The following is a 22,022-nucleotide window of genomic DNA, read 5'->3' on the forward strand; positions in this document are numbered from 1 at the left end:
AGGCGGCCACATGGAGCACCCGCCGGGAGGCGGCGCCGCCCTCGGGGTACCGCTGCCGAGAAGGGGCCGGCGTCCGTCCGGGCACCGCCCGGGCCCGAGCACCGGCCCCGGCCCGCGCACGTCCCACGCGTAAGGACCCCCCATGCGGCACGTCACCCTGAACAACGGCGTCGAGATGCCGATTCTCGGCTTCGGCGTCTACCGGATTCCGCCGGAGGAGACCGAGCGGGCCGTCGGCGAAGCCCTCGCCGCCGGCTACCGCTCCTTCGACACCGCGGCCGCCTACGGCAACGAGGAGGCCGTCGGCCGCGCGATCAGGAGCAGCGGCGTCCCGCGCCACGAGCTGTTCGTCACCACCAAGCTGTGGATCTCCGACGCCGGCGAGGACAGGGCCGGCCCCGCCTTCCACACCTCGCTGCGCAAACTCGGCCTGGACCACGTGGACCTGTACCTGATCCACCAGCCGTACGGGGACGTCTACGGCTCCTGGCGCGCCATGCAGAACCTCCAGCGCGAGGGGCTGGTCCGGGCCATCGGGGTCTCGAACTTCCACCCCGACCGGCTGCTGGACCTGATGGACCACAACGAGATCACCCCGGCGGTCAACCAGGTCGAGACCCATCCCTTCCACCAGCGCACCGGCGATCAGGAACTGATGGCCGAGCGCGGGGTCCAGATCGAGTCCTGGGGGCCCTTCGCCGAGGGCCGGAACAACCTCTTCACCCATCCTGTGCTCGCCCGCATCGCCACCGCGCACGGCAGGTCGGTGGCACAGGTCGTACTGCGCTGGCTGGTCCAGCGGCAGGTCGTGGTGATCCCCAAGTCGGTGCGCCCGGAGCGGATGGCGGAGAACCTCGACGTCTTCCGCTTCGAGCTCACCGCCGAGGACATGGCGGACATCGCGGCCCTGGACACCGGGGCGTCGGTGTTCTTCGACCACCGCGACCCGGCCGTGGTCAGCCGGCTCGGCAACGTCACCATCGGCACCTGAGGAACGGCCGGGCGGCCGTCCTCACGGTGCCGGCGCAGGCGCCGGCACGGGGCGGCGCAGCAGGTAGAGCGCCGCCGCGGAGATCAGGACGGCCATACAGGCGATGAACACCAGTCCGGCACCCTCCAGCCCGAGCGGGCCCGTCAGCACCCCCACGCCGATCACCGGCAGCGAGATGCCCGTGTAGGCCACCACGAACAGGGTGGAGATCACCGCCGCCCGGTGGTGCGGCGGGGACGCCCCGGCCACCGCGGACAGGGACCCCCGGAAGGCCAGCCCCTGCCCCACGCCGCCCACCAGCGCGCTCAGCACCACCAGCGCCAGCAGGTCCCAGCGCAGCGCCCCCGCGAGCAGTGCCAGCCCCGCGAGGAGCACGGCGCAGCCCAGCGGCAGCGACCGCCGTACGCCCACCCGGCCGACCGCCAGCTGCCCGGCGGTCGAGGCGAAGAAGGCGAGCGCGACGACCAGTCCGCTCACCGCAGGGTCGTGAACGCCGAGGGACCCGGCGAGAAACGCCGGGCTGACCGAGGTGAACACCCCGAACAGCGCGAACCCCACGAACGAGGCGATCGCCGCCGGTCCGAACACCGGCCGCACCTGTGCGGGGAGCCGGAGCCGCTGGGGCCGTACGGTGCCCAGCGGACGCCGCTCCCGTACGGTCTCCGGCAGCCGTGCCAGCACCGCCGCCGAGCCCGCCACCAGCGCCAGGTGCACCCAGAAGGGCAGGTACAGCGGCCAGGGCGCGTACTGCGCGAGCAGTCCGGCGAGCAGCGGACCGCACCCGAGCCCGCCCATGTTGGCGGCCGTCGCCACGAACGTGGCCCGGGAGGTGCCGCCGTGCGGGGCCAGCTCCATCACGAACACCGTCGCCGCGCCGGTGAACAGCCCGGCGGAGAAGCCCGACAGGACCCGTCCCGCGTACAGCCAGCCGAGGCCCGAGGCGCACAGGAAGCAGACGGCGCTGCCGGCAGCGCACGCGAGGCCCGTCCAGAGCACGGGCCGCCGCCCCACCGCGTCCGAGGCGTTGCCCGCCAGCACGAGCACCCCGATGACCGCGAAGGCGTAGACCGCGTACACGACGGTGACGGTCAGTTCGGAGAAGCCGAACTTCTCCTGGTAGAGGCCGTAGAGGGGGGTCGGGAGCGTGGTGCCCGCCATGCACACGGCGAACACGGCCCCGGCGAGCAAGCACTGGCGCCACTGCCGGCGATCACCGTCCATGCCGCCGAAGGTAACCCCGCGCGGGTCCCCGTGCCCGGCGCGCGCCGGGCACGGGGGCAACCGGGGGCGGGGTGACGGGCGTCCCCCTGCGGGGGTGGTGTTCATGACAGAGATGGTCCGACCGGGGTGGCGGCTCGCCACCGTGGCCCTGCCCGGCCTCGCCGCCGGGGCCGTGTACGCAGGGGCGAGCTGGTGCTACGCGGCCTCCTCCGCGCCCTCGGGGGCGGTCGCCGTGGTCGGCGGAGCCGTGCTGATCCTCGGCGTCTGCGCGGCGTACTCCGTGCTCGTCGGCGGCGCCGGCGGCCTCTTCGGGGCGCTGCTGCTGTCCCTGGGGCTGCTGCTGGCCGTGGCGGCGGCCGACCAGACGGCGGCCCGCACGGCCGCCGCCACCTGTGCGGTGCGCGAGGTGCACACCAGGGTCCAGAACTCCGCGGGGGAGGGGGCGCCGCCCACGCGGACGGTGTACCGGCTCGTACTGGACTGCCCGGGGGGCTACCCGGCCGAACTCAAGGAGGACCGGCCCGTCGCCGGGCAAGGACAGCGGATCCGCGTCGCCTTCGACCCGGCGCACCGGGTGTCCCCCGAGCTGGAGGGGCGTACGCGGCCCTGGAAGGCCGGCCTGTGGGGCGCGGCCCTGATCGGCCTCAGTACGGTGATCGCCTGGGCGAAGCGGCGCCCCTGCCGGGAGGACCGGGCCTGACCCGACGCGCCCGGCGCCCCGTCCGCCGCGGGCCGGGTTCATCCGGCCGGCCGCGCAACGGATGCCGCCGGAGCGCCGTCGGTGCAGGCTGCGGGCAGGAGAGCCACCACCGCACAGACGAGGATCCGCCATGTCCCACCACCGGCGCACCGGCGTCATCACCGGGGTCGCAGCCCTGCTGCTCACCGCCACCGCCTGCTCGGGCCTGGGCCGGAGCACGGTCGGCATGCTCACCTTCCGCGGCCACGACTCCCCGGTCGCGCTCTCGTACTCCAACACGAACGTCAACGGCTGCCACCGCATCAACCTGCCGCGCGGCGCCACCCACGTCGAGAACAACACCCTCGTCGACGTCGTCCTGTACCGGACGGAGAACTGCGAGAAGACCGACCGGGCGGACGGCGTCTACGTCGCCACCACCCTCTCGAACGTGACGGCTCCGGTCTCCCTGCCCTGGCGTAGCTTCAGCGTCATCCACTGACGCGCCGTACGGGGTGCCGCCGGCCCCGCCGCGGGGGCGGGGCCGGCGGGACGGTGTCACCAGTAGATGACCACGTACCCGTTGCCGCCGTCCTTGCCGTTGCCACCGGGCCGGGCGGCCTCGCCGCCGGTGCCGCGCTCGCCGCCGTTGCCGCCGGCCACGGTGTTCGGCGGCAGCCCGACGATGCCGTCGGGGGCGACCCCGCCCGTGCCGTTGGAGCTGCCGTTGCCGCCGTTCAGGTTGACCCCGCCGGTGGAGCACCAGCCGGTGCCGCCGGCCCCGCCCGCGCCGTTGGCGCCGTCGACGACCCCGCCACCCGCGCCGCCGCCGCCCCCGCCTCCGCCGGTCGCGTTGAGCAGGAGCGTGCTGTCCGACGAACGGGTCAGCGAGGAGGCGGTGCCCGCGGTGCCGGCACCGCCGGCCGAGCCGGGGCCGCGCATGGTCGCGGCCGGACCACCCGCGCCGCCGTCGCCGCCGTCGCCGACGTCCACCCCGTACGCGGTCTGCGGGGTCACCTGGACGGCGCACCAGGTGAAGCCGCCCGCACCGCCGCCACCGCCGTTGCCGCCGTTGTAGGCACGGGCAGAGCTGAGTCCGCCTCCGCCACCGCCGCCGCCCCCGCCACCGGCACCCCACGCCTGCACGAACACCGAGGTGACGCCCGGCGGCGGGGTGAAGGTGTTGTCGGAGGTGAACTGCTGCAGCCCGTGGATGACCTGAGGGGGCTTCTTCTTGTCCTTGTCCTTGTCCTTCTCCTTGCCCCAGTCGTCCCCGTCGTCGTCCCTGTTCCCGCCGTGGTCCTTGTCCTTGTCCGACGGGTTCTGCTTGTGCTGGGCGGCGGGCGCCGGCTTCGGGCCCGAGGGCCCCGGCCCGTGGGCGGACGCGGCCGGAGCCATCGCCACCACCTGGCCGGTCAGGGACGCCGCGGCGGCCAGGGAGGCGAGGAGGACCCGGGAACGGACGCGGGGCCGCCTGGTCGTTACGGGATGCTGCTTGAGGTTCATGAGTTCCTTCACCGCCGGCCGCCGAAGGGGCCGCGGGAGTGCGAGGGGACAGGTGCGTGGGCGTCTGGGCTTCCCGTGGGCCGGGCGTCCCCGCCACGCGACGCCCATCCCAGCGGTCCCCGCCCGTGAGCCGCCGTTGGCGGGGCCGGGGCTGTCGACCAGGCAGGTGAGCGGTTCGCCGGACCGGAGCAACGCTGGGCCGGCCGGGGTAGCCGGTGTCACGGAGACGACCGGCCGTCGTTGCCTTGACATGACCGACTTGATGGTGAAGATCCCCGCCGACTGGCTCGCCCGCGTTTTCCTCTCGCTGCGCCGCAGCGCCCTCGACGACGCCCAGGCCGTCGCCGCCGAGCTGTGGCCGTTCACGGAGCAGCCCGGGCAGCGGGTGCCCGTGCCCCGGGCCACGGTGATGCGTACGGAACGGGCCCTGCGGGGGGAACTGGCCCGCGTCGGGGAACCCGGACGCCGCGCCCGCCTGCACGAGGAGACCGCACAGCTGATCAGCGCCCGCCTGGGCACCGGGGACCGCTGACCCGGCGCGGGCTTCCCGGCTCCCGCCCGGGGCCTACCCGGCCGCCCGCCCGCCCCGCGCACCCGCTCCGGGCCGCCGGCCCCAGGCGGTGATCAGCCCGGGTGACAGGGCGGCGCAGTCGGGGGAGTCCAGGTAGCGGACGGCCGCGTCCACGGCGGCGTCGTCCACGAGCCCGGTCGCGGTCATCGCCGTCCGGGCCCGGTCCCAGGTGTCGGCCCAGAAACGGCTGATGGGGCTCCCCGGGAGCAGCGGCGGGACGTGGATCTCGGCGGCCACCTCCGTCAGCCCGGCGGCGCGCAGCAGCTCCGGGTACCGGGGCGTCCAGTCGACGTCGGTGCCGATGGTCGCCCGCAGCCCCTGCCACATGGCGCGCACGGCCCGTGTGTACGGGGTCGCGGGCGCCGCCGCGGTCGTCAGGTCCACGGCATCGCCGAGCACCAGCACCCCGCCGGGGACCAGCAGACGGGCGAAGCGGGAGATCAGACGCTCCCGCTCGGGCAGGTGCATCAGGACGAAACGGGCGTGCACCAGGTGGAAGCGCCCGGGATCGAAGGCGGGGTCGCCGATGTCCGCCTCCAGGGTGGCCAGGCCCGGCTGTGGACGGGAGGCCAGGAAACGGACGTCGCGGTCGACGGCCAGCACGCTCGTCACGCCGGCCCGCGTCAGCAGCCCCCGGGCGACGCTGCCGGTGCCCGCGCCCAGTTCCAGGCAGCTCCAGCCGGGTCCCGCGCCCAGGGCCGTCAGCCGGGCGAGCGTGATGTCGTCGTAGGCGAGCGCGCCGAGGTCGATGCGCTCGCCCTCACCGGCCTGCTCCGGCCGGAACACGGCCGTGCCGTAACGGCCCGGCACGTCGTCACCGGGCCGGGGCCCGTCGCCCGCCGACGCCTGTGCGCCCATGGATCGGTCACCGCCTCCCGCTCACGCCGGCCCGGCCGGCGCGTGGCGCACGGCACCGGGGCCGTGGCTCCAGTATCGGCGGGAGCCGGCGGGGCGGCACGGCGGTCACCCGGGCGTCGCGGGTCGGGCAGGATCCGGACGGGACGGCCTAGCGCGGCGCCGTGTCATCGGCCGGGAAGGCGGGGCCGTGGCCCGGGACGATCACGTCCGCGGCGTCCAGTACCCGCAGCCGGGAACGGAGCAGCACCTCGTGGTCGGGGGCCACCGGGTCCTCGACCGGGCCGTTCGGCCGCCACCACAGGTCGCCCACGAACGCCACGACCCCCGCCTCCGTGCCCGCCAGCAGCGTGATGTCCTCCGCGCTGTGCCCCGGGGTGCGGATCAGCCGCAGGGACGGGGCGAGCTCGTATCCCTCGGCGTCGCGGTCGGTCCACTGGTCGTTCCGGTAGATCGCCTTGTGGTCGTGGACGCGGGCCTCGCCGAACAGGCCGACGTTCATGGTGTTGTCCGGGTGGTGGTGACTGAGCACCACGTCGGTGATGTCGTCGGGGCCGAGTCCCAGCGCGGCGAGCGGGCCGAGGATCCGGTCACGGCCGGCCACCATGCCCGGGTCGACGATCACATGGCGGTCCCCGTCCGTGACGTAGGAGACGGTGGCGGCGACGCCGGGGCCCGTGGAAAGGGTGTAGCCGGTGGTCAGGATCGTGTACGCGGCGCTGCGGCCGAGCGGGGTGTCGTTCATGTGCCCCAGTCTTCGCGAGCCGCCGCACCGCGACGAGTGGCCGTACTGCCACCCATCGCAGGAAACGTGCCAACAAGTGGCACACTCTCCCCATGCCGCCCTTCGCGACCGTCGCCGCCTACGCCCCGCCCGGAGTGGGAATGCTCGGGGCCGCGATCGTCTCCGAGGTGTTCGACCTGCGCGGCCAGGGCCTGCCCCCCTTCGACTTCGCCCTGTGCACCGAACGCCCCGGCACGGTCCGCACCGACGTCGGCCTGCCCCTGCTCGTCGAACACGACCTGGAGCGGCTGGCCTCGGCGGACCTGGTGATCGCCCTGCCCTGGGCGGACTTCCGCACCCCGCCCGGTCCGGCCGTGCTCGACGCGCTGGCCCGCGCCCACGCGCGCGGGGCCCTGGTCGCGGCCCACTGCGTCGGCACCTTCGCGCTCGCCGCGGCAGGGCTCCTCGACGGGCTGCGCGCCACCACGCACTGGCGCTTCGCCGGCCTGCTGGCCGGGCGCCACCCCGCGATCAGCGTGGAGGCGGACGCGCTCTACGTCGACGAGGGCCGAATCGTCACCGGTGCCGGCGCCGCCGCGGGCTTCGACCTGTGCCTCCACCTCCTGCGGCGCGAGCACGGTGCGGCGACCGCCAACGCCATCGCCCGCGACCTGGTCCTGCCGTCCCACCGCGACGGCGGGCAGGCCCAGTACCTCGCCACCCCCGTACCCGAGGACTGCCAGGACGAACGCCTCGCCGACGTGCTCGCCTGGGCCCGTACGCACCTCCACGAGCCCCTGCCCGTCGGCGAACTGGCCCGCCGCGCCCTGATGAGCCGGCGCTCCTTCGCCCGCCGCTTCACCGCCGCCACCGGAACCACCCCGCACGCCTGGCTCCTCGGCCTGCGGCTCAGCCGCGCCGAGGAACTCCTGGAGACGACTGACCTGCCGGTCGAGGAGGTCGCCCGCCAGGTCGGCTACGGCAGCGCGGCCGTGCTCCGCGCCCAGTTCGTGCGCCGCCGCGGAGTACCGCCCCGCACCTACCGCCGCTCGTTCACGCGCACCCCGTAGTCGGGCAGGTCGATGTTCTCGGCGGCCTTGCGGGCGATCTTCGCGGCCATGTCCTTTCCCGGCAGGTAGGGCATGAGGCGGTAGTAGCGGTTGAGGAACGCCGCGAGGAAGCGGCTGCCCGGGACCATCAGTTTCGCCACCCCGTCGCCCATCTTCTGGCAGCCCTCCGCGTACGCGCGCATCCGCTCCTCGTAACGGGCGAAGGCGACGTGGTGGTCGCCCGCCGCGGCGGCCAGTTCCCCCGCCAGGACGTACGCGCCTACGAGCGCCAGGCCCGAGCCCATCCCCGACAGCGAGGAGGGGCAGTACGCGGCGTCGCCGACCAGGCAGACCCGGTCCCGCGACCAGGTGTCCATCCGCACCTGAGCGACGGAGTCGAAGTAGAAGTCCGGCGCGCGCCGCATGTCCCGCAGCAGCCGCTCGCATTCCCAGCCGTTGCCGGAGAACTGCTCGGCCAGCACGTCCTGTTGGCGTGCCGCGTCCCGGCGGTCGAGGTCCAGCTCGGGTGAGGCGAAGTAGAAGACGGCCTTGGCCTCGGTGTTGTCGCGGGCGCTGTACATCGCCGCCAGCCGGCCCACGGTGCGGTAGGCGTGGCCCGTGCGGTCGAGGCCGAGGTGGTTGTCGGTGGTGAAGATCGCGCAGTGGACGCCGAGGTGGCGCACGAACCGGTCGTGCGGCCCGAACGCCAGCCTCCGGGTCGTCGAGCGCATTCCGTCGGCCCCGATCACCAGGTCGAACCTGCGGGGCGCGCCGTGTTCGAAGGTGACGTCCACGCCGTCCGCGTCCTGGGTCAGGGAGGTGATCGAGTCCCCGAAGACGTACTCGGTGTGGTCCTCCGTGGCGTCGTGGAGGACCCGGGCGAGGTCACCGCGGAGCACCTCAAGGTCCCCCGCGAACAGGTCGGCGGGGAGGGTGGCGCGGGTCCGGCCGTCGGTGTCCACGTAGCTCATCGAGCCCGTGTGGGTGCGGACGGCGTCGAGTTCCCCGAGGAGGCCCATCCGGTCGAGGACGGACAGGTGGGCCCGGCCGCGGAAGTCGACGGCGTAGCCGCCCTCCCGCAGGGCGGGGGCGCGCTCGACGATGGTCGGGCGGAAACCGTGCCGGTGGAGCCAGTAGGCGAGGGCGGGGCCCGCGACGGAGGCGCCGGAGATCAGGACCGTGGTGTTCTTCTGCGTGTTCGTCATGCGGGTCAGCCTGTACGGGGCGGCTCACCGGGCGCTCACATCCGGCTGACCGCCTCGGTGAGCGGCTCCGGCAGGCCCAGGATGCGCAGCGCCTCCCGGGTGTCCCGGCCGGTGAGCGTCCGGGCGTAATCGGCGGCCTCCCGGGCGCGGTCCCGGGCCGTCACCCCGTCGCCGCGCAGCCCGGCGACGAGGGAGAGGCCGGCGAGGATGCGGACCCGGTTGCCCGCGCTCTTGACCCAGTGCGGGTCGGCGCGTTCCAGGGCCTCGGCGTACAGGCGCTCCGCCCCGCCCGGATCGGCCGCCAGGAGGGCCATGTCGCCGAGTCCGCGCAGGGCGGCGGCCAGGCCCGCCGGGCTGCCGGCGCTCCGGGCCAGGGCGGCGGCCTGCGCGTAGTCGGCGCCGGCGGCCGCCGGATCCGCGTCGACGGCGTGGTCGCCCCGGTTGACCAGCAGGTCGGCGCTGTCCTCCAGGGCCCCGAGCTCCTGGGTCAGCGCGAGCGCCTCGTCGGTGAGGGCGACGGCCCGCGCACGGTCCCCCTGCGCGCCCGCGAGGCCCGCGAGCACGTCCAGCGCCAGCGCCCGGCCCCACCGGTCACCCACCGCCCGGAAACCGTCCGCGGCCTCCGCGAAGGCCGCTTCCGCTCCCGCGCCGTCCCCTTCGCCGAGGGGCCCGAACCCCGCCACGTAGCGGGCGGCCGCCCGTACCCACGGGTCGCCGCAGTCGTGTTGGGCCGAGACGAGGGCGAAGGCCTCGCCGGGGTCGCTCTCGGTCGCGTTGCGCATCATCCACGACAGCAGCACCACCGGGTAGCGGCCCGTCCGGCCGCCCGGCCAGGCGGCGGCGAGTTCCCGCCCGGCCCGCGCGCGGTGGCGCCGCCACACGGCCGCGCCGCCGTCCCCGGCCGCGGCCAGCAGCACGCAGACCGCGTACTCCTCGCCGGAGCCCTCCGGCACCTGCGTGCCGACGCCCTCCAGCAACGCGGCGGCCTGCGGGGAGACGGAGGCCCAGACGCCGCGGATCCACAGGTAGGAGGAAGCCGAGGCGAGGAGTTCCAGGCCCGTCTCCCACCGGCCCGCCTCGATGGTCCAGGCCAGCGCCGCGATCAGGTTCCCGTGCTCGGCCGACAGCGCCACGAGCCGGCGCAGCTGATCGCCGCCCCTGGTGTCCGGATCGGCCGCCCGCACCAGGTCCAGGAGGAGCCGGGCGTGGACCCGCCGTACGTCCTCGTCCTCGGCCGCCGCCTCCAACTGCTCGGCGCCGTACGCGCGGATCGTCTCCAGCATCCGGTAGCGGCCGCCCGAGACCTCCAGGAGCGACTTGTCGATCAGGGACTCCAGCGTGTCGCCGTCCGCTCCGCACACCCGCCGCGCCGCGTCGGGCGCCGCGCCGCCGGCGAAGACGGTGAACCGCCGCGCGGCACGCTGCTCGGACTCGGAGAGCAGCTCCCAGCTCCAGGCGACCAGCGCCCGCAGGGTCCGGTGGCGTTCCTCGGCGCTGCGGTTGCCGCGGGCCGCGCCGATCCCGAGCCGGTCGTCCAGCCGGCCCGCCAGGTCCTCCGGCTCCAGCGTGCGCAGCCGTGCCGCCGCGAGCTCGATGGCCAGCGGCAGGTTGTCCAGGGCCGCGCAGATCCGGCCGACCGTCTCCGGGGCGGGAGCCGGCCCCCGCCGCACCGCCGCGGCCCGCTCGGTGAACAGCCGGGCGGCCGCCGTGTCGTCCAGCGGCCGCACCGGCCAGAGGCTCTCCCCGATGACGGCGAGCGGCTCGCGGCTGGTGGCGAGCACGCGCAGCCGCGGACAGGCCGCCAGCAGGCGGGACGCCAGCAGGGCGGCCCCGTCGACGAGGTGCTCGCAGTTGTCCAGCACGAGCAGCAGCGCCCGGTCGGACAGGGCCATGACCAGGCGCTCCACGGGCGTCTGCCCGGTGGGCCCCAGCTGCAGCCCGCTCTCCCGCAGGCCGAGTGCCCCCAGCACCGCTTGCGCCGGATCGGCTCCCTCGCGCACCTGGGCGAGCTCGACGAAGCACACCTCGTCGCCGCTGTCCGCCGCGACCTCCACCGACAGCCGGGTCTTGCCGACCCCGCCGGGGCCGACGAGGGTGACCAGCCGGGCCGCCCGCAGGAGGGAGGACACTTCCTCGACCTCCGTGGCGCGGCCGACGAAGGAGGTCAGCTGGGCCGGGGGAGCGGTGGGGCCCGACGAGGGGCTCGCGCTCAGCAACTCCCGGTGGAGTGCGGTCAGATCGGCCGACGGGTCCGAGCCGAGCTCGTCCGCCAGGTGCCGGCGGGTCTCCTCGAACACGACCAGTGCCTCGCCCTGCCCGCCCTCGGCGGCCAGGGCCCGGATCAGCAGCCCCGCCAGCCGTTCCCGCAGCGGATGACGGCCCACCAGCTCGCGCAGTTCGGCCGCGACCGCCCGGTGTCCGCCGAGCCGCAGCTCGGCCTCGATGCGGTCCTCCAGGGCGGCGAGCCGCCCCTCCTCCAGCCGCGCGGCGGCGGCCCCGGCCGTCCGGCTCTCGGCGAGGTCGGCCAGGGCCGGCCCCCGCCACAGGTCGAGCGCCTCGCGCAGGAGCGGGACCGCCCGCGCGGCGTCGCCGGCGTCGAGCGCCTCCCGCCCCTCGCGGGCCAGCCGCTCGAACCGGCAGGCGTCCACATCTTCCTGACGTATCGTCACCCGGTAGCCCGCACCGGTGCGTTCGATCGCCGCCGGGCCCAGGACCGCGCGCAGCCGGGACACCTGGGAGTGCAGCGCGTGCGTCGACGTCGCCCCGTGCGGGGCCGTCTCCTCGGCCAGCAGGTCGGCCGAGACGACCTCCCCGGGCCGCACGAGCAGCAAGGTCAGCAGCGCCCGCCGGGCCGGCCCTCCCAGGGCGACCTCCGTGCCGTCGTCGTGCCGTGCCAGAGTCTCGCCCAGGATGGAGAAGCGCATGCGGGCGATTATCCACGAGCGGAGATCACCCCAGGGGGCCGAGGTAGGTTCCGCCGGAGACGTCGACGGTCTGCCCGGTCACCCACCGCCCGTGCGGACCCGCCAGGAAACCGACGACGTCGGCCACGTCCTCGGGCTCACCGAGCCGTCCCAGCGCGGTGATCGACTCCAGCGCAGCCACCACCTCGGGAATGGCGGTGTATCCGGCGGTCATGTCGGTGCGCACCGCACCCGGCGCGACCGTGTTCACCGTGATCCCGCGCCGGCCCAGTTCGTTGGCCAGCGAGGGCGCCAGGGCCTCGATCGCCGCCTTGGTGACGGTGTAGCCGATCTGCGTGGTCACCGCGAACCGGCTGGCCGTCGAACCCATGTTGATGATGCGTCCGCCGCCGTTGAGCAGCGCCAGCGCCCGCTGGATCACGAAGAACGGCGTGACCACGTTGACGGTGAGCAGGTTCGCGAACTCCTCCGGGCCGAGCGTGTCGACCGAACTGCCCGAACCCACACCCGCGTTGTTGACCAGGATGTCCAGCCCGCGGCCGGCCAGCCCCTCGGTCAGCCCGTCGAACAGCCGCTCCACGGCGTCCGCTTCACCGAACCGCGCCCGTACCGCGAACCCCTGCCCGCCCGCTTCCTCGATCAGGGCCAGGGTCTCCCGGGCGGCGGACTCGTTGCCGCCGTAGTGGACGGCGACCAGGGCGCCCTCGGCGGCCAGCCGCAGCGCGATCGCCCGTCCGATGCCCCGGGATCCGCCCGTCACCAGTGCCGTCTTGCCGTTCAGCGTGCCCATCGTCCGCTCCCTCGTCCAGTGGCCGGCTCTCGGTCGATCCGGCGACGAGGACCACAGTGGCGACCCGGGCTCACCGCCGGCTCACCGTCCGCTCACCGTGCCCCGGGCGACGGGCCGTGATCGGGGGAGCGGTGCGCACACCGCTCCGCCGGCCGGGGGAACGCCCACATCCGGCCGACCCGGCCGACCGGGTCGGAGCGCCGCGCGTTTTGGCTCGGAACGAGCGGCCGACGCGCCCCGACGACGGCAGACTGGGCAGGTCAGCAGCCCCGTACGAGGAGGACCGCCCGTGCCCGTCCCGATCATCATCGACTGCGACCCCGGGCACGACGACGCCCTCGCGATCATGCTGGCCGCCGCCGACCCCGCGGTCGACCTGCTCGCCATCACCACGGTCGCCGGCAACCAGACGTTGGAAAAGACCACCCTCAACGCCCGCCGCGTCTGCACCATCGCCGGGATCACCGACGTGCCCATCGCCGCCGGGTGCGCACGGCCGTTGCTCCAGCCGCTCGCCGTCGCCGAGGACGTGCACGGCGCGTCGGGGCTGGACGGCCCGCGGTTCCCCGAGCCCACCGTCGACGTGGTGCCCGAGCACGCGGTCGACCTCATCCACCGCATCCTCCTGGAACACCCCGAACCGGTCACCCTGGTGCCGACGGCCCCACTGACCAACATCGCCCTGCTGCTGACGCGCCACCCCGACAGCGCCGCGCGGATCCGCGAGATCGTGCTCATGGGCGGGTCCACCGAACGGGGCAACCGCACCCCGGCGGCCGAGTTCAACATCATGACCGATCCGGAAGCCGCCGACATCGTCTTCCGCAGCGGGGTCCCCCTGACCATGTGCGGGCTCAACGTCACCCACCAGGCCCTCGCCACGCCCGAGATCCGGGCCCGCTTCGACGGCCTGGGCACCGAACTCGGCCGGGTCTGCTCGGAGCTGCTGGCCTTCTTCGCCTCGACGTACAGTCGCCTGTTCGGCATGCCCCACCCCCCGCTCCACGACCCCGTCGCCGTGGCCCGGGTCATCGATCCGGCGATCGTCGGCGTCAAGGACGCGAACGTCACGGTCGAACTGCACGGCCGCTACACGCGCGGGGCCACGGTCGTGGACCTCCACCGCTACCTGGACCGCCCCGTCAACGCGCGCGTCGCCGTGCACCTGGACGCCGAACGGTTCTGGGACCGCATGGTCACGGCCGTCGAGGTCCTCGGCTCCCGCCGCACGACGTAGCGCCGGGACACGGCCGCGCCCCGCACGGGGCGGCGGGGTACGGCCGGACGGCCGCGCCGGGATCGGACCTGAGGGCTTTCGCGCGGACCCCTTGACCTGAAGCCCGGTCGAGGTTTTAGGCTCGACGCATTGATCATCATCTGGCGGCAGGGGGACGACACGGTGAATCTCGATACCGGAGCCACGTTCGACCGGGCACTCGTACTGGGCCCGGGAGGGCTGGTGGGTACGGCATGGATGGCCGGGCTGGCCGCTGGACTCGGCCGCGAGGGGGTGGACCTCGGGGACGCCGATCTGACCGTCGGCACGTCCGCCGGTGCCATCGTCGCCGCGATGCTGACCACCCGTCAGGACCTGGATCGGCTCGGCGTCCCGGCGAGCCGGCCCGCTCCGGCGGCCCCGCGGCGCGCGGTGGACCCGGCCGTGATGGCTTCGGTGTTCGCCGTCCTCGGCGATGCCGCGCTGGAACGCGGGGAGGCCCGGCGCCGGGTGGGCCGGATCGCGCTCGACCACGCCGACCCCGACGCCGAGGAGGCCCTGCTCGCGGGGCGCGGCGCCCTGATCGGCGCGAGCGACTGGCCGGACCGGCACTTCCTGGTCACGGCGGTGGACGCGGTCTCGGGCGAACCCGTCGTATGGGACCGCACGAGCGGCGTGCCGCTCGTGCACGCGGTGGCGGCGAGCAGCGCCTTCCCCGGGGCCGAACCGCCCGTCGGCATCCACGGGCGGCGGTACATGGACGGCGCCCTGCGCGCGGGGACGAACGCCGACCTGGCGGCCGGAGCCCGCGCACTGGTCGTCGTCGAACCGCTGGCGCACCTGTTCCCCGGCGAACCGCTGGAGCCGCAGTCGGCAGACGGTACGGGGCGGACCGTCGTGTCCGTCGCCCCCGGCCCGGACGCGGTCCGGGTGTTCGGCTCCGACCTGTACGACCGGGCCAACTGGGAACCGGCCTACCGGGCGGGCCTCGGCCAGGCGGCCGCCACCGCCGAACGGCTGCGCGCGGTGTGGGTGCGCGGACAACACGGCTAGGCCGTTCCTCGGCGATCACCTCGCGGCCCGGACGTGAACGGCCGCGAGGTGGTGATCGCGAATCTGGTGGGCACCTGTGGGGGGTGGTCACAATCGACCGGTGCGAGTCACCGCCCTGGTGGTACTGATGGGCGTCAGTCAGAGGGCGGTTGTTCCTGCTCGCGCCGCGCAGTGTTCGCGAGCGGATCGGCCGGACCCCGCTGACCGGATTGGCCCCGGGGCGTAAGCCCGTGGGCTGATGTTGCGCGAGAGGGGTACGTGACAGGGTCGCCCTGTGCCCACGGAATGGCCGTTGCGGCACGGTTGACGATAGGGGGAGGGCTCTTGATCACTACGCCGTTCATCAGCCGGAAGGGCATGACGCGCCGCAGCATGCTGGGAGCCGCGCTGGCCGCCGGGACCGCCGTGCCGCTTGCCGCCGGTGCCGGCCGCGCGTGGGCCGCCCCGGCCGCCCCCGCCGCTGACCCGGCTGCGGCGCGGCTCACGCTGCCCGTGCCGACCGGGCCGTATCCGGTCGGTACGGTCCAGCTCCACCTCGTCGACCGGTCGCGTCCGGACGACATCGCGGGCCCAGGGCACTTCCGCGAGCTGATGGCCACCGTCTGGTACCCCGCCCGTGACGTCGCGCGGTACCCGGTGGCGCCCTGGATGCCGACCGGCGCGTTCCAGGCGTTCCTCGCCGACGTCGGGTTCAGTGATCTGGCCCCACTGGGGCCGCTCACCGTCGGCCGCGTGGGTGCTCCGGTGCGGCGAACGGGCCGACGGCTGCCCGTCGTCGTGTTCTCCCACGGCGCGCACAGCCACCAGGGCGACCACACCGTCATGGTCCAAGAGCTCGCCAGCCACGGATACGCGGCCGTGACGATAGCTCACCAGTACGACACCTACACCGAGTTCCCCGACGGCAGGCTCGCCGTCCCGCTCCGCGACAGGCCGGCACCGACGCTGCCCGGGGACTTCGCCGCCGACGTGCGCTTCGTCCTCGACTGTGTCGAGCAGCTCGCCGCCGGGCGCAATCCCGATGTCGACCACAGGGAGCTGCCGGCCGGGCTGCTCGGCTCCCTCGACCCGCGGCGCATGGGCGCGTTCGGCTGGTCGAAGGGCGGGACGGCCACCGCCTGCGCCACGCTCGCGGACGAGCGCATCCGGGCCGGGCTCAGCCTCGACGGCCCGATGCAGATGAACCCGCCACTGGCCGGCGACTTGGACCGGCCCTTCATGATGATGTCCGCCGCGTTCACCTGGGCCACGACTCCCGAGGCCGCAGCCTTCTGGTCGCACCTGCGCGGCTGGCGGCTGAACATCGAGGCCCAGGGCGCCGTCCACATCTCGTACGGCGACAACGAGGCGCTGTTCCCCCAGGTGGCGAAGCTGTACGGGTGGAGCGGACGGCAGCTTCAGGACGTGATCGGCACCCTCGATCCCGACCAGGCGGTGAAGATCCAGCAGGCGTTCCCGCTCGCGTTCTTCGACGAGCACCTGCGCCACCAGCGGCGGCACCTACTCGATGGGCCGTCCCCTGCCTTCCCGGCGGTGACGTTCCTCCCCTGAGCGCTCGGGGGACGGCACCAGTGGGCAGGAGCGAGGTGGGTCCGGGACCCATGGGTCCCGGACCGATCGGCGGGCTAACATCCGTCGCCGAGGTTGATCCCCGCCGCGGCGGCCGAGTGCACGGCCCAGAGCTGGATCAGCTCCATCGGGATGGCCGGGACGCTGAACCACACGGTGGTGCCGGCGAGCAGTCCGGGCCAGGTCTGTCCGAGTCGGAGGCCGTACCGGCCGCGCAGTCGCCTCGCGAGGAGCACGCACACCGCCACCGCTGCCACGCCGAGGGCCGCTCCGGCCCAGCCTGCGGCGTACTCCGTCGTCGGGAAGGGCAGGTGCCGGCAGGCTTCCCGCTGCCGGTCGGCCCACTCGTGCTGTATCTCCTGCGTGTGCAGGGAGGTTGCCACCCCGGCCGCGATCAGGAGCGGCACCATGACTGCCGCCGTCACGGTGCCGAGGGTGACGGCGCACCGGCTTGCGGGGTGGTCGCTCGTGGCGGGGGACGGGGAGGTTGGGGTGGTGGCCATCAGTGCCCATCCGGTTCCGGTCGCACACCGCTTCAACGCCGAGGCGGAGGCCCAGCCGTGGTGCGCTTCGGCCGCCGTATCGCTCGAATCAAGAGACTTGCGGAGGTTCGCCAGTGCCCTTCGCGGCGGCCGACTCTGCACTTCCGCCCTCTGCCGCACGTAGTACGTCTTGATATCTGCGTCCACGAAATCCCTCATGAGCGGTTTTGAGGAACACCCTAACCTCGACTGCGTGTTCAGTTCACCGGCGACGGGACGGAGCCTCATCCCGATCGGTGGACACGTCGACCGGTCGGGGAACCCGTGCGCAGGGCTTCCCGCCCGACATGAGGGTGAGCAGTCAACGAAACGCACATCGCATGCCCGTCAGAGACCCACCCGCCAGAGACCCGTACGGCTCCACTGCATCCACGGCCCGCGAGAAGTCGCACCACCACCTCGTCGGACCACTCCTCCCGCCACACCGTCGGCCGCCGTCGGGGTCGATGAAGCCGCATCCCTGCGGGGCAGGTGCTTCCTCGGCAGCCCGCCAGGACAAGGCGACCACCCTGCGCCGACGCGGCGCACCCCGGCGGCCGGCCTGGCCGCATGAGGCCAGGCACCTCCGTGCCACCCCGAACCTCTGGAACACCCCCGGGCCCGGACGACATGATCCTCTCAACGGCGCAGCAGTGGAGCGCCGGGGGGAACCGGGCCGGCGCCGATGGGCGCGCACCTGGAGCGCCACGTCATCACGGGTCAGTGCCCTGCGCACACGTGGCCCGTCTGCGTCCGAAATATGGGGGATTGTCATGTCTGTTCGCCGTCGACTGACCACGCTCGCGTCGGTCACCGCCACCGTGGCCGTCAGCTCGTCCGTGCTGCTGTCCCTGGGCACCGTCCCGGCCTCCGCCGCCAGCGTGGCGACCTGGGACAAGGTCGCCCAGTGCGAGAGCTCCGGCAACTGGGGCATCAACACCGGCAACGGCTACTACGGCGGCCTGCAGTTCTCGGCGTCGACCTGGCGGGCCTACGGGGGTACGGCCTACGCGGCCTACGCCCACCAGGCCACCAAGAAGCAGCAGATCCTGATAGGCGAGAAGGTCCTCGCCGGACAGGGCCCGGGCGCTTGGCCGAGCTGCGGCCGCCTCGCCGGACTCGGCAGCGACCACGCCGACCCCTACCCGGACGCGCCGACCCCGCCGGCCCCCGCGCAGTCGTGGAAGGCGCAGGTGCTGATCGGCTCCGGCAACGGCATCTACCACGCCACCCGCTTCGACAACGGCACCTGGACCCGCTTCGGGGACGTCGACAGCCAGGCGAGCGCCGTCCCTGGTGGGGTGCGCACCATCGCCGAGGCGGGCATCAACGGCGACACCCACGTCCTGGCCGTGAGCAACGAGGGCAGGCTGTACCACACCATCCGCAACGCGGACCGCACCTGGGGAGCCTTCGGGGACGTCCACGCGGCCGCCGGCGCGCTGCCCAACGTGACGCAGGTGGCGGCCGTTTCGTCGGGTACGGAGCTCCAGGTCGTGGTGGTGGCGGACGGGAAGGTCTACCACACGGTCCGCCGCGCGAACGGGACGTGGGCGCCGTTCGGGGCCGTCGGGAACCCGGGCGGGGCGCCGGTGACGAAGGTGGCGGTCTCCCAGACGGGCACCGACACCCAGGTGGTCGCGGTCTCGGGCGGCTCCCTCTTCCACACGGTCCGGCACGCCGACGGGACCTGGACGACCTGGGGCAACGCCTCCGCCGAGACCGGGGTTTCCGGCGTCGATGACGTGGCCGTGGCCGGTACCGGTGGTGACCTCCAGCTGGTGGTCACCACCGAGGGTGGCGCCAAGCGCTACCACGGGGCGCGCTTCGCCGGCGGCCAGTGGGTCCTGAACGACCTCTCCGCCGTCGTCCCGGCCGGCGTCACCGTCACGGACGTCGCCGCCGCGGCCGTCGACAACGAACTCCAGGCCGCCTTCGTCACCACCGACGGCCGCGTCCTGCACACCCTCCGCCACACCGACGGGACCTGGACGGGCGCCGCCCCCATGGACCTGAACGGCGTCGGCGGCGACCACACCGGCGTGTCCATCACCGCCACCTTCAACTGACCAGCGCACGACACCCGCGACACCCCTGACACATCCGAGGAGCCACCATGTCCACCATCACCCGTCGTGCGCTGACCTCCGCCACCGGCCTCGCCCTGGCCGCCTCCGGCCTGGTCGCCTTCGCCGCCTCCCCGTCCTACGCCGCGGGGCCCGCCTACGAGATGCCCTTCAGCTGCAACCAGGCCTGGCTGGGCAACACGTACAGCGGCCACAGCCCGTCGATCCAGTCCATCGACTGGACGCACGGCAGCACCACCGCCAACCAGCCCGTGCTCGCCAGCGCCGACGGCGTCGTCAGCACCGCCACCACCCTCACCAACCCGGACGGCTCGTACCGCAGTTACGGCAAATACGTGGTCATCGACCACGGCAACGGCTCGACGACCCTGTACGCCCACCTCAACGGCTACGACGTCAGCGCCGGAACCCGCGTCGTACGCGGCCAGAAGATCGGCATAGTGGGCAGCACCGGCAACTCCTCCGGGGCCCACCTGCACTACGAGCAGCGCTACAACGGCACCGTCAAGCAGTCCGTCTTCGACGGCGCCCCCTTCCAGATGGGCTCGACGCTCACCAGCCGCAACTGCTCCGACACCACGACCCCGCCGGCTCCGACCGGCCAGTGGCGGGCGCAGGTCGTGGTCGAGTCCGGCGGCGGGCTCTACCACGCGGTCCGCAACGCGGACCGCACCTGGACCGGCTTCGGCGACGTCCAGGGCGTCACCGGCGAGGTTCCCGGCGGGGTGCGCACCACCGCCGAGGCGGGCATCAACGGCGACACGCACGTCCTCGCCGTGACCAACGAGGGCAAGCTCTACCACTCCATCCGCTTCGCCGACCGTTCCTGGTCGGACTTCGGCGACGTGTCCGGCGAGGCGGGAACACTCGGCAACATCACCCAGGTGGCGGCGGTCTCCTCGGGCACCGAGGTGCAGGTCGTGGTGGTGGCGGACGGGAAGGTCTACCACACGGTCCGCCGCGCCAACGGGACCTGGGCGCCGTTCAGCGCGGTCGGCAACCCGGGCGGGGCCCCCGTGACCAAGGTGGCCCTGTCCCAGACCGGCACCGACACCCAGGTCGTAGCCGTCTCGAACGGCTCCCTCTTCCACACGGTCCGGCACGCCGACGGTACCTGGACGACCTGGGGCAACGCCTCCGCCGAGACCGGGGTTTCCGGCGTCGACGACGTGGCCGTGGCCGGTACCGGTGGTGACCTCCAGCTGCTGGTGACCACCGAGGGTGGCGCCAAGCGCTACCACGGGGCCCGTTTCGCCAGCGGCCAGTGGGTGATGAACGACCTCTCCGCGGTGGTCCCGGCCGGCGTGACGGTCACGGACGTGGCGGCCGCGCAGGTGAACAACGAACTCCAGGCGGCCTTCGTGACCACCGACGGGCGGGTTCTCCACACGATCCGCGCCGTGAACGGCACCTGGTCGCCGGCCGCCCCGGTCGACCTGACGGGCGTCGGCGGCACCCGCACCGGCGTCTCCATCACCGGCACCTACAACTGACGCGGCACCAGCACCCCGCCCCCCTTCTTCTTCCGGACTTCCTTCCACAAAGGACACCCACCCCATGTTCAAGACCCCGAAGTCGGCCCGCGTCCGTTCCTTCCTGCTCGCCACCGCCCTTCTCGCCCCGGTGCTGGGGATGGCCTCGGCGGCACCCGCCGCGGCGGACGCCCCCTCGGTCGCCGACATAGCCCGCTCGCAGGTCGGCAACGACTGCACCCCCTACTACGGCTGCATCTACCCGAACGCCTGGTGCGCGGAGTTCTCCCGCTGGGTCTGGAAGCAGGCCGGCGCCAACACCTCGGGCCTCAACGCGGCAGCCGCCTCCTTCTACAGCTACGGCCAGCGCAACGGCACGCTCCACACCAGCGGCCCCCAGGTGGGCGACGCCGTCCTGTGGGACGACGACGGTTCGGTCAGCGGAGAGGCCAACCACGTCAGCCTCGTGGTCGCGGTCTCCTCCGACGGCTCGCAGATCCAGACCGTCGGCGGCAACGAGAGCCACAGGGTCTCCGCCAAGGGCTGGTTCAACTGGCGTACGTACGTCAACCCGGGCGCGGGCCGTGCCCTCGCCTTCGTCTCCCCGGTCGGTGTCCCCGGCACCCCGCCCCCGAACACGACCCCGCCGGCTCCGACCGGCCAGTGGCGGGCGCAGGTCGCGGTCGAGTCCGGCGGCGGGCTCTACCACGCGGTCCGCCAGGCGGACCGTACCTGGACCGGCTTCGGCGACGTGCAGGACGTGGCCGGCGAGGTTCCGGGCGGGGTGCGCACCACCGCCGAGGCGGGCATCAACGGCACCACGCACGTCTTCGCGGTCAACAACGAGGGCAAGCTGTACCACACCGTCCGGCTGGCGGACGGGACCTGGGCGGGCTTCGGCGACGTGCACGGTGAGGCCGGCCCGCTCGGCAACATCACGCAGGTGGCGGCGGTCTCCTCCGGTACCGAGGTGCAGGCCGTCGTGGTGGCGGACGGGAAGGTCTACCACACGGTCCGCCACGCCGATGGGACGTGGGCGCCGTTCGGGGCCGTCGGGAACCCGGGCGGGGCGCCGGTGACGAAGGTGGCGGTCTCCCAGACGGGCACCGACACCCAGGTGGTCGCGGTCTCGGGCGGCTCCCTCTTCCACACGGTCCGGCACGCCGACGGTACCTGGACGACCTGGGGCAACGCCTCCGCCGAGACCGGGGTTTCCGGCGTCGACGACGTGGCCGTGGCCGGTACCGGTGGTGACCTCCAGCTGGTGGTCACCACCGAGGGTGGCGCCAAGCGCTACCACGGGGCCCGTTTCGCCAGCGGCCAGTGGGTGATGAACGACCTCTCCGCGGTGGTCCCGGCCGGCGTGACGGTCACGGACGTGGCGGCCGCGCAGGTGAACAACGAACTCCAGGCGGCCTTCGTGACCACCGACGGGCGGGTTCTCCACACGATCCGCGCCGTGAACGGCACCTGGTCGCCGGCCGCCCCGGTCGACCTGACGGGCGTCGGCGGCACCCGCACCGGCGTCTCCATCACCGGCACCTACAACTGATCCGGTACCGCTGATCCGGACCGACCACGGGCCCGGG

19 protein-coding genes are annotated in these 22,022 nt (G+C 74.0%); 11 read left to right on the plus strand and 8 right to left on the minus strand.

Translation table 11 applies throughout. The features are described 5' to 3' along the window. Positions 1–142 precede the first annotated feature (142 nt). Positions 143–991: an aldo/keto reductase gene (locus tag OG295_RS34160; RefSeq protein ID WP_371680509.1), complete on the plus strand. Its 849-nt coding sequence runs from the start codon at positions 143–145 to the stop codon at positions 989–991. Between the two features lie 21 nt (positions 992–1,012). Here OG295_RS34160 and OG295_RS34165 read toward each other — a convergent pair whose 3' ends face one another. Further along, positions 1,013–2,212: an MFS transporter gene (locus OG295_RS34165; protein WP_371680510.1), complete on the minus strand. Its 1,200-nt coding sequence runs from the start codon at positions 2,210–2,212 to the stop codon at positions 1,013–1,015. A gap of 103 nt (positions 2,213–2,315) precedes the next feature. On the opposite strand from OG295_RS34165, the gene OG295_RS34170 reads away from it, so the two are divergent. After that, the gene (locus tag OG295_RS34170) at positions 2,316–2,912 is read left to right on the plus strand and encodes a hypothetical protein (protein WP_371680511.1); all 597 of its coding nucleotides are present in this window, start codon (positions 2,316–2,318) and stop codon (positions 2,910–2,912) included. A 130-nt stretch (positions 2,913–3,042) separates the two neighbouring features. Continuing rightward, positions 3,043–3,393, plus strand: a complete 351-nt coding sequence (locus OG295_RS34175; protein WP_266846052.1) for a hypothetical protein — start codon at positions 3,043–3,045, stop codon at positions 3,391–3,393. Positions 3,394–3,449: 56 nt separating this feature from the next. Here the strand turns inward: OG295_RS34175 and OG295_RS34180 are convergent, their stop codons facing one another. Next, positions 3,450–4,397, minus strand: coding sequence for a hypothetical protein (locus OG295_RS34180; protein ID WP_371680512.1), 948 nt, complete (start codon positions 4,395–4,397; stop codon positions 3,450–3,452). A 250-nt stretch (positions 4,398–4,647) separates the two neighbouring features. Between OG295_RS34180 and OG295_RS34185 the strand changes: the two genes are divergently transcribed. Further along, entirely contained in the window at positions 4,648–4,929 is a 282-nt protein-coding gene (locus OG295_RS34185) for a hypothetical protein (RefSeq protein ID WP_371680513.1), read from the plus strand. A 33-nt stretch (positions 4,930–4,962) separates the two neighbouring features. On the opposite strand, the gene OG295_RS34190 is transcribed toward OG295_RS34185, so the two are convergent. Next, on the minus strand, positions 4,963–5,826 hold the full coding sequence (locus OG295_RS34190) for a class I SAM-dependent methyltransferase (protein ID WP_371680514.1): 864 nt from the start codon (positions 5,824–5,826) through the stop codon (positions 4,963–4,965). Between the two features lie 148 nt (positions 5,827–5,974). Next, entirely contained in the window at positions 5,975–6,568 is a 594-nt protein-coding gene (locus OG295_RS34195; RefSeq protein WP_371680515.1) for an MBL fold metallo-hydrolase, read from the minus strand. A 92-nt stretch (positions 6,569–6,660) separates the two neighbouring features. On the opposite strand from OG295_RS34195, the gene OG295_RS34200 reads away from it, so the two are divergent. Then, positions 6,661–7,617: a GlxA family transcriptional regulator gene (locus OG295_RS34200; protein WP_371680516.1), complete on the plus strand. Its 957-nt coding sequence runs from the start codon at positions 6,661–6,663 to the stop codon at positions 7,615–7,617. Here the strand turns inward: OG295_RS34200 and OG295_RS34205 are convergent. Genes OG295_RS34205 through OG295_RS34215 form a run of 3 tightly spaced genes read right to left on the minus strand, consistent with a single transcriptional unit; the run spans position 7,587 to position 12,515 of the window. Continuing rightward, on the minus strand, positions 7,587–8,801 hold the full coding sequence (locus tag OG295_RS34205) for an FAD-dependent monooxygenase (protein WP_371680517.1): 1,215 nt from the start codon (positions 8,799–8,801) through the stop codon (positions 7,587–7,589). The two genes, OG295_RS34200 and OG295_RS34205, sit on opposite strands and share 31 nt — an antisense overlap. A gap of 35 nt (positions 8,802–8,836) precedes the next feature. After that, positions 8,837–11,725, minus strand: coding sequence for a BTAD domain-containing putative transcriptional regulator (locus tag OG295_RS34210; RefSeq protein ID WP_371680518.1), 2,889 nt, complete (start codon positions 11,723–11,725; stop codon positions 8,837–8,839). A 25-nt stretch (positions 11,726–11,750) separates the two neighbouring features. Then, positions 11,751–12,515, minus strand: coding sequence for an SDR family NAD(P)-dependent oxidoreductase (locus OG295_RS34215; RefSeq protein ID WP_371680519.1), 765 nt, complete (start codon positions 12,513–12,515; stop codon positions 11,751–11,753). A 289-nt stretch (positions 12,516–12,804) separates the two neighbouring features. Between OG295_RS34215 and OG295_RS34220 the strand changes: the two genes are divergently transcribed. The 3 genes from OG295_RS34220 (at position 12,805) to OG295_RS34230 (ending at position 16,335) form a co-directional block, all read left to right on the plus strand. Then, complete coding sequence (locus OG295_RS34220; protein WP_371680520.1) at positions 12,805–13,752, plus strand: nucleoside hydrolase; 948 nt, start codon at positions 12,805–12,807, stop codon at positions 13,750–13,752. A 129-nt stretch (positions 13,753–13,881) separates the two neighbouring features. Further along, entirely contained in the window at positions 13,882–14,784 is a 903-nt protein-coding gene (locus OG295_RS34225) for a patatin-like phospholipase family protein (RefSeq protein WP_371680521.1), read from the plus strand. Between the two features lie 324 nt (positions 14,785–15,108). Continuing rightward, a complete protein-coding gene (locus OG295_RS34230; protein ID WP_371680522.1) occupies positions 15,109–16,335 on the plus strand; it encodes an alpha/beta hydrolase family protein in 1,227 nt (408 codons plus the stop codon). A gap of 74 nt (positions 16,336–16,409) precedes the next feature. On the opposite strand, the gene OG295_RS34235 is transcribed toward OG295_RS34230, so the two are convergent. Next, on the minus strand, positions 16,410–16,856 hold the full coding sequence (locus OG295_RS34235; protein WP_371680523.1) for a hypothetical protein: 447 nt from the start codon (positions 16,854–16,856) through the stop codon (positions 16,410–16,412). A gap of 791 nt (positions 16,857–17,647) precedes the next feature. On the opposite strand from OG295_RS34235, the gene OG295_RS34240 reads away from it, so the two are divergent. From OG295_RS34240 to OG295_RS34250, 3 genes are all read left to right on the plus strand, one after another. Next, positions 17,648–18,943: a transglycosylase family protein gene (locus OG295_RS34240; RefSeq protein WP_371680524.1), complete on the plus strand. Its 1,296-nt coding sequence runs from the start codon at positions 17,648–17,650 to the stop codon at positions 18,941–18,943. A gap of 47 nt (positions 18,944–18,990) precedes the next feature. After that, the gene (locus OG295_RS34245) at positions 18,991–20,454 is read left to right on the plus strand and encodes a M23 family metallopeptidase (protein ID WP_371680525.1); all 1,464 of its coding nucleotides are present in this window, start codon (positions 18,991–18,993) and stop codon (positions 20,452–20,454) included. A gap of 64 nt (positions 20,455–20,518) precedes the next feature. Continuing rightward, positions 20,519–21,985, plus strand: coding sequence for a CHAP domain-containing protein (locus OG295_RS34250; protein ID WP_371680526.1), 1,467 nt, complete (start codon positions 20,519–20,521; stop codon positions 21,983–21,985). Positions 21,986–22,022 lie beyond the last annotated feature (37 nt).

It is taken from the genome of Streptomyces sp. NBC_01276, from assembly GCF_041435355.1.
Lineage (GTDB): Bacteria > Actinomycetota > Actinomycetes > Streptomycetales > Streptomycetaceae > Streptomyces.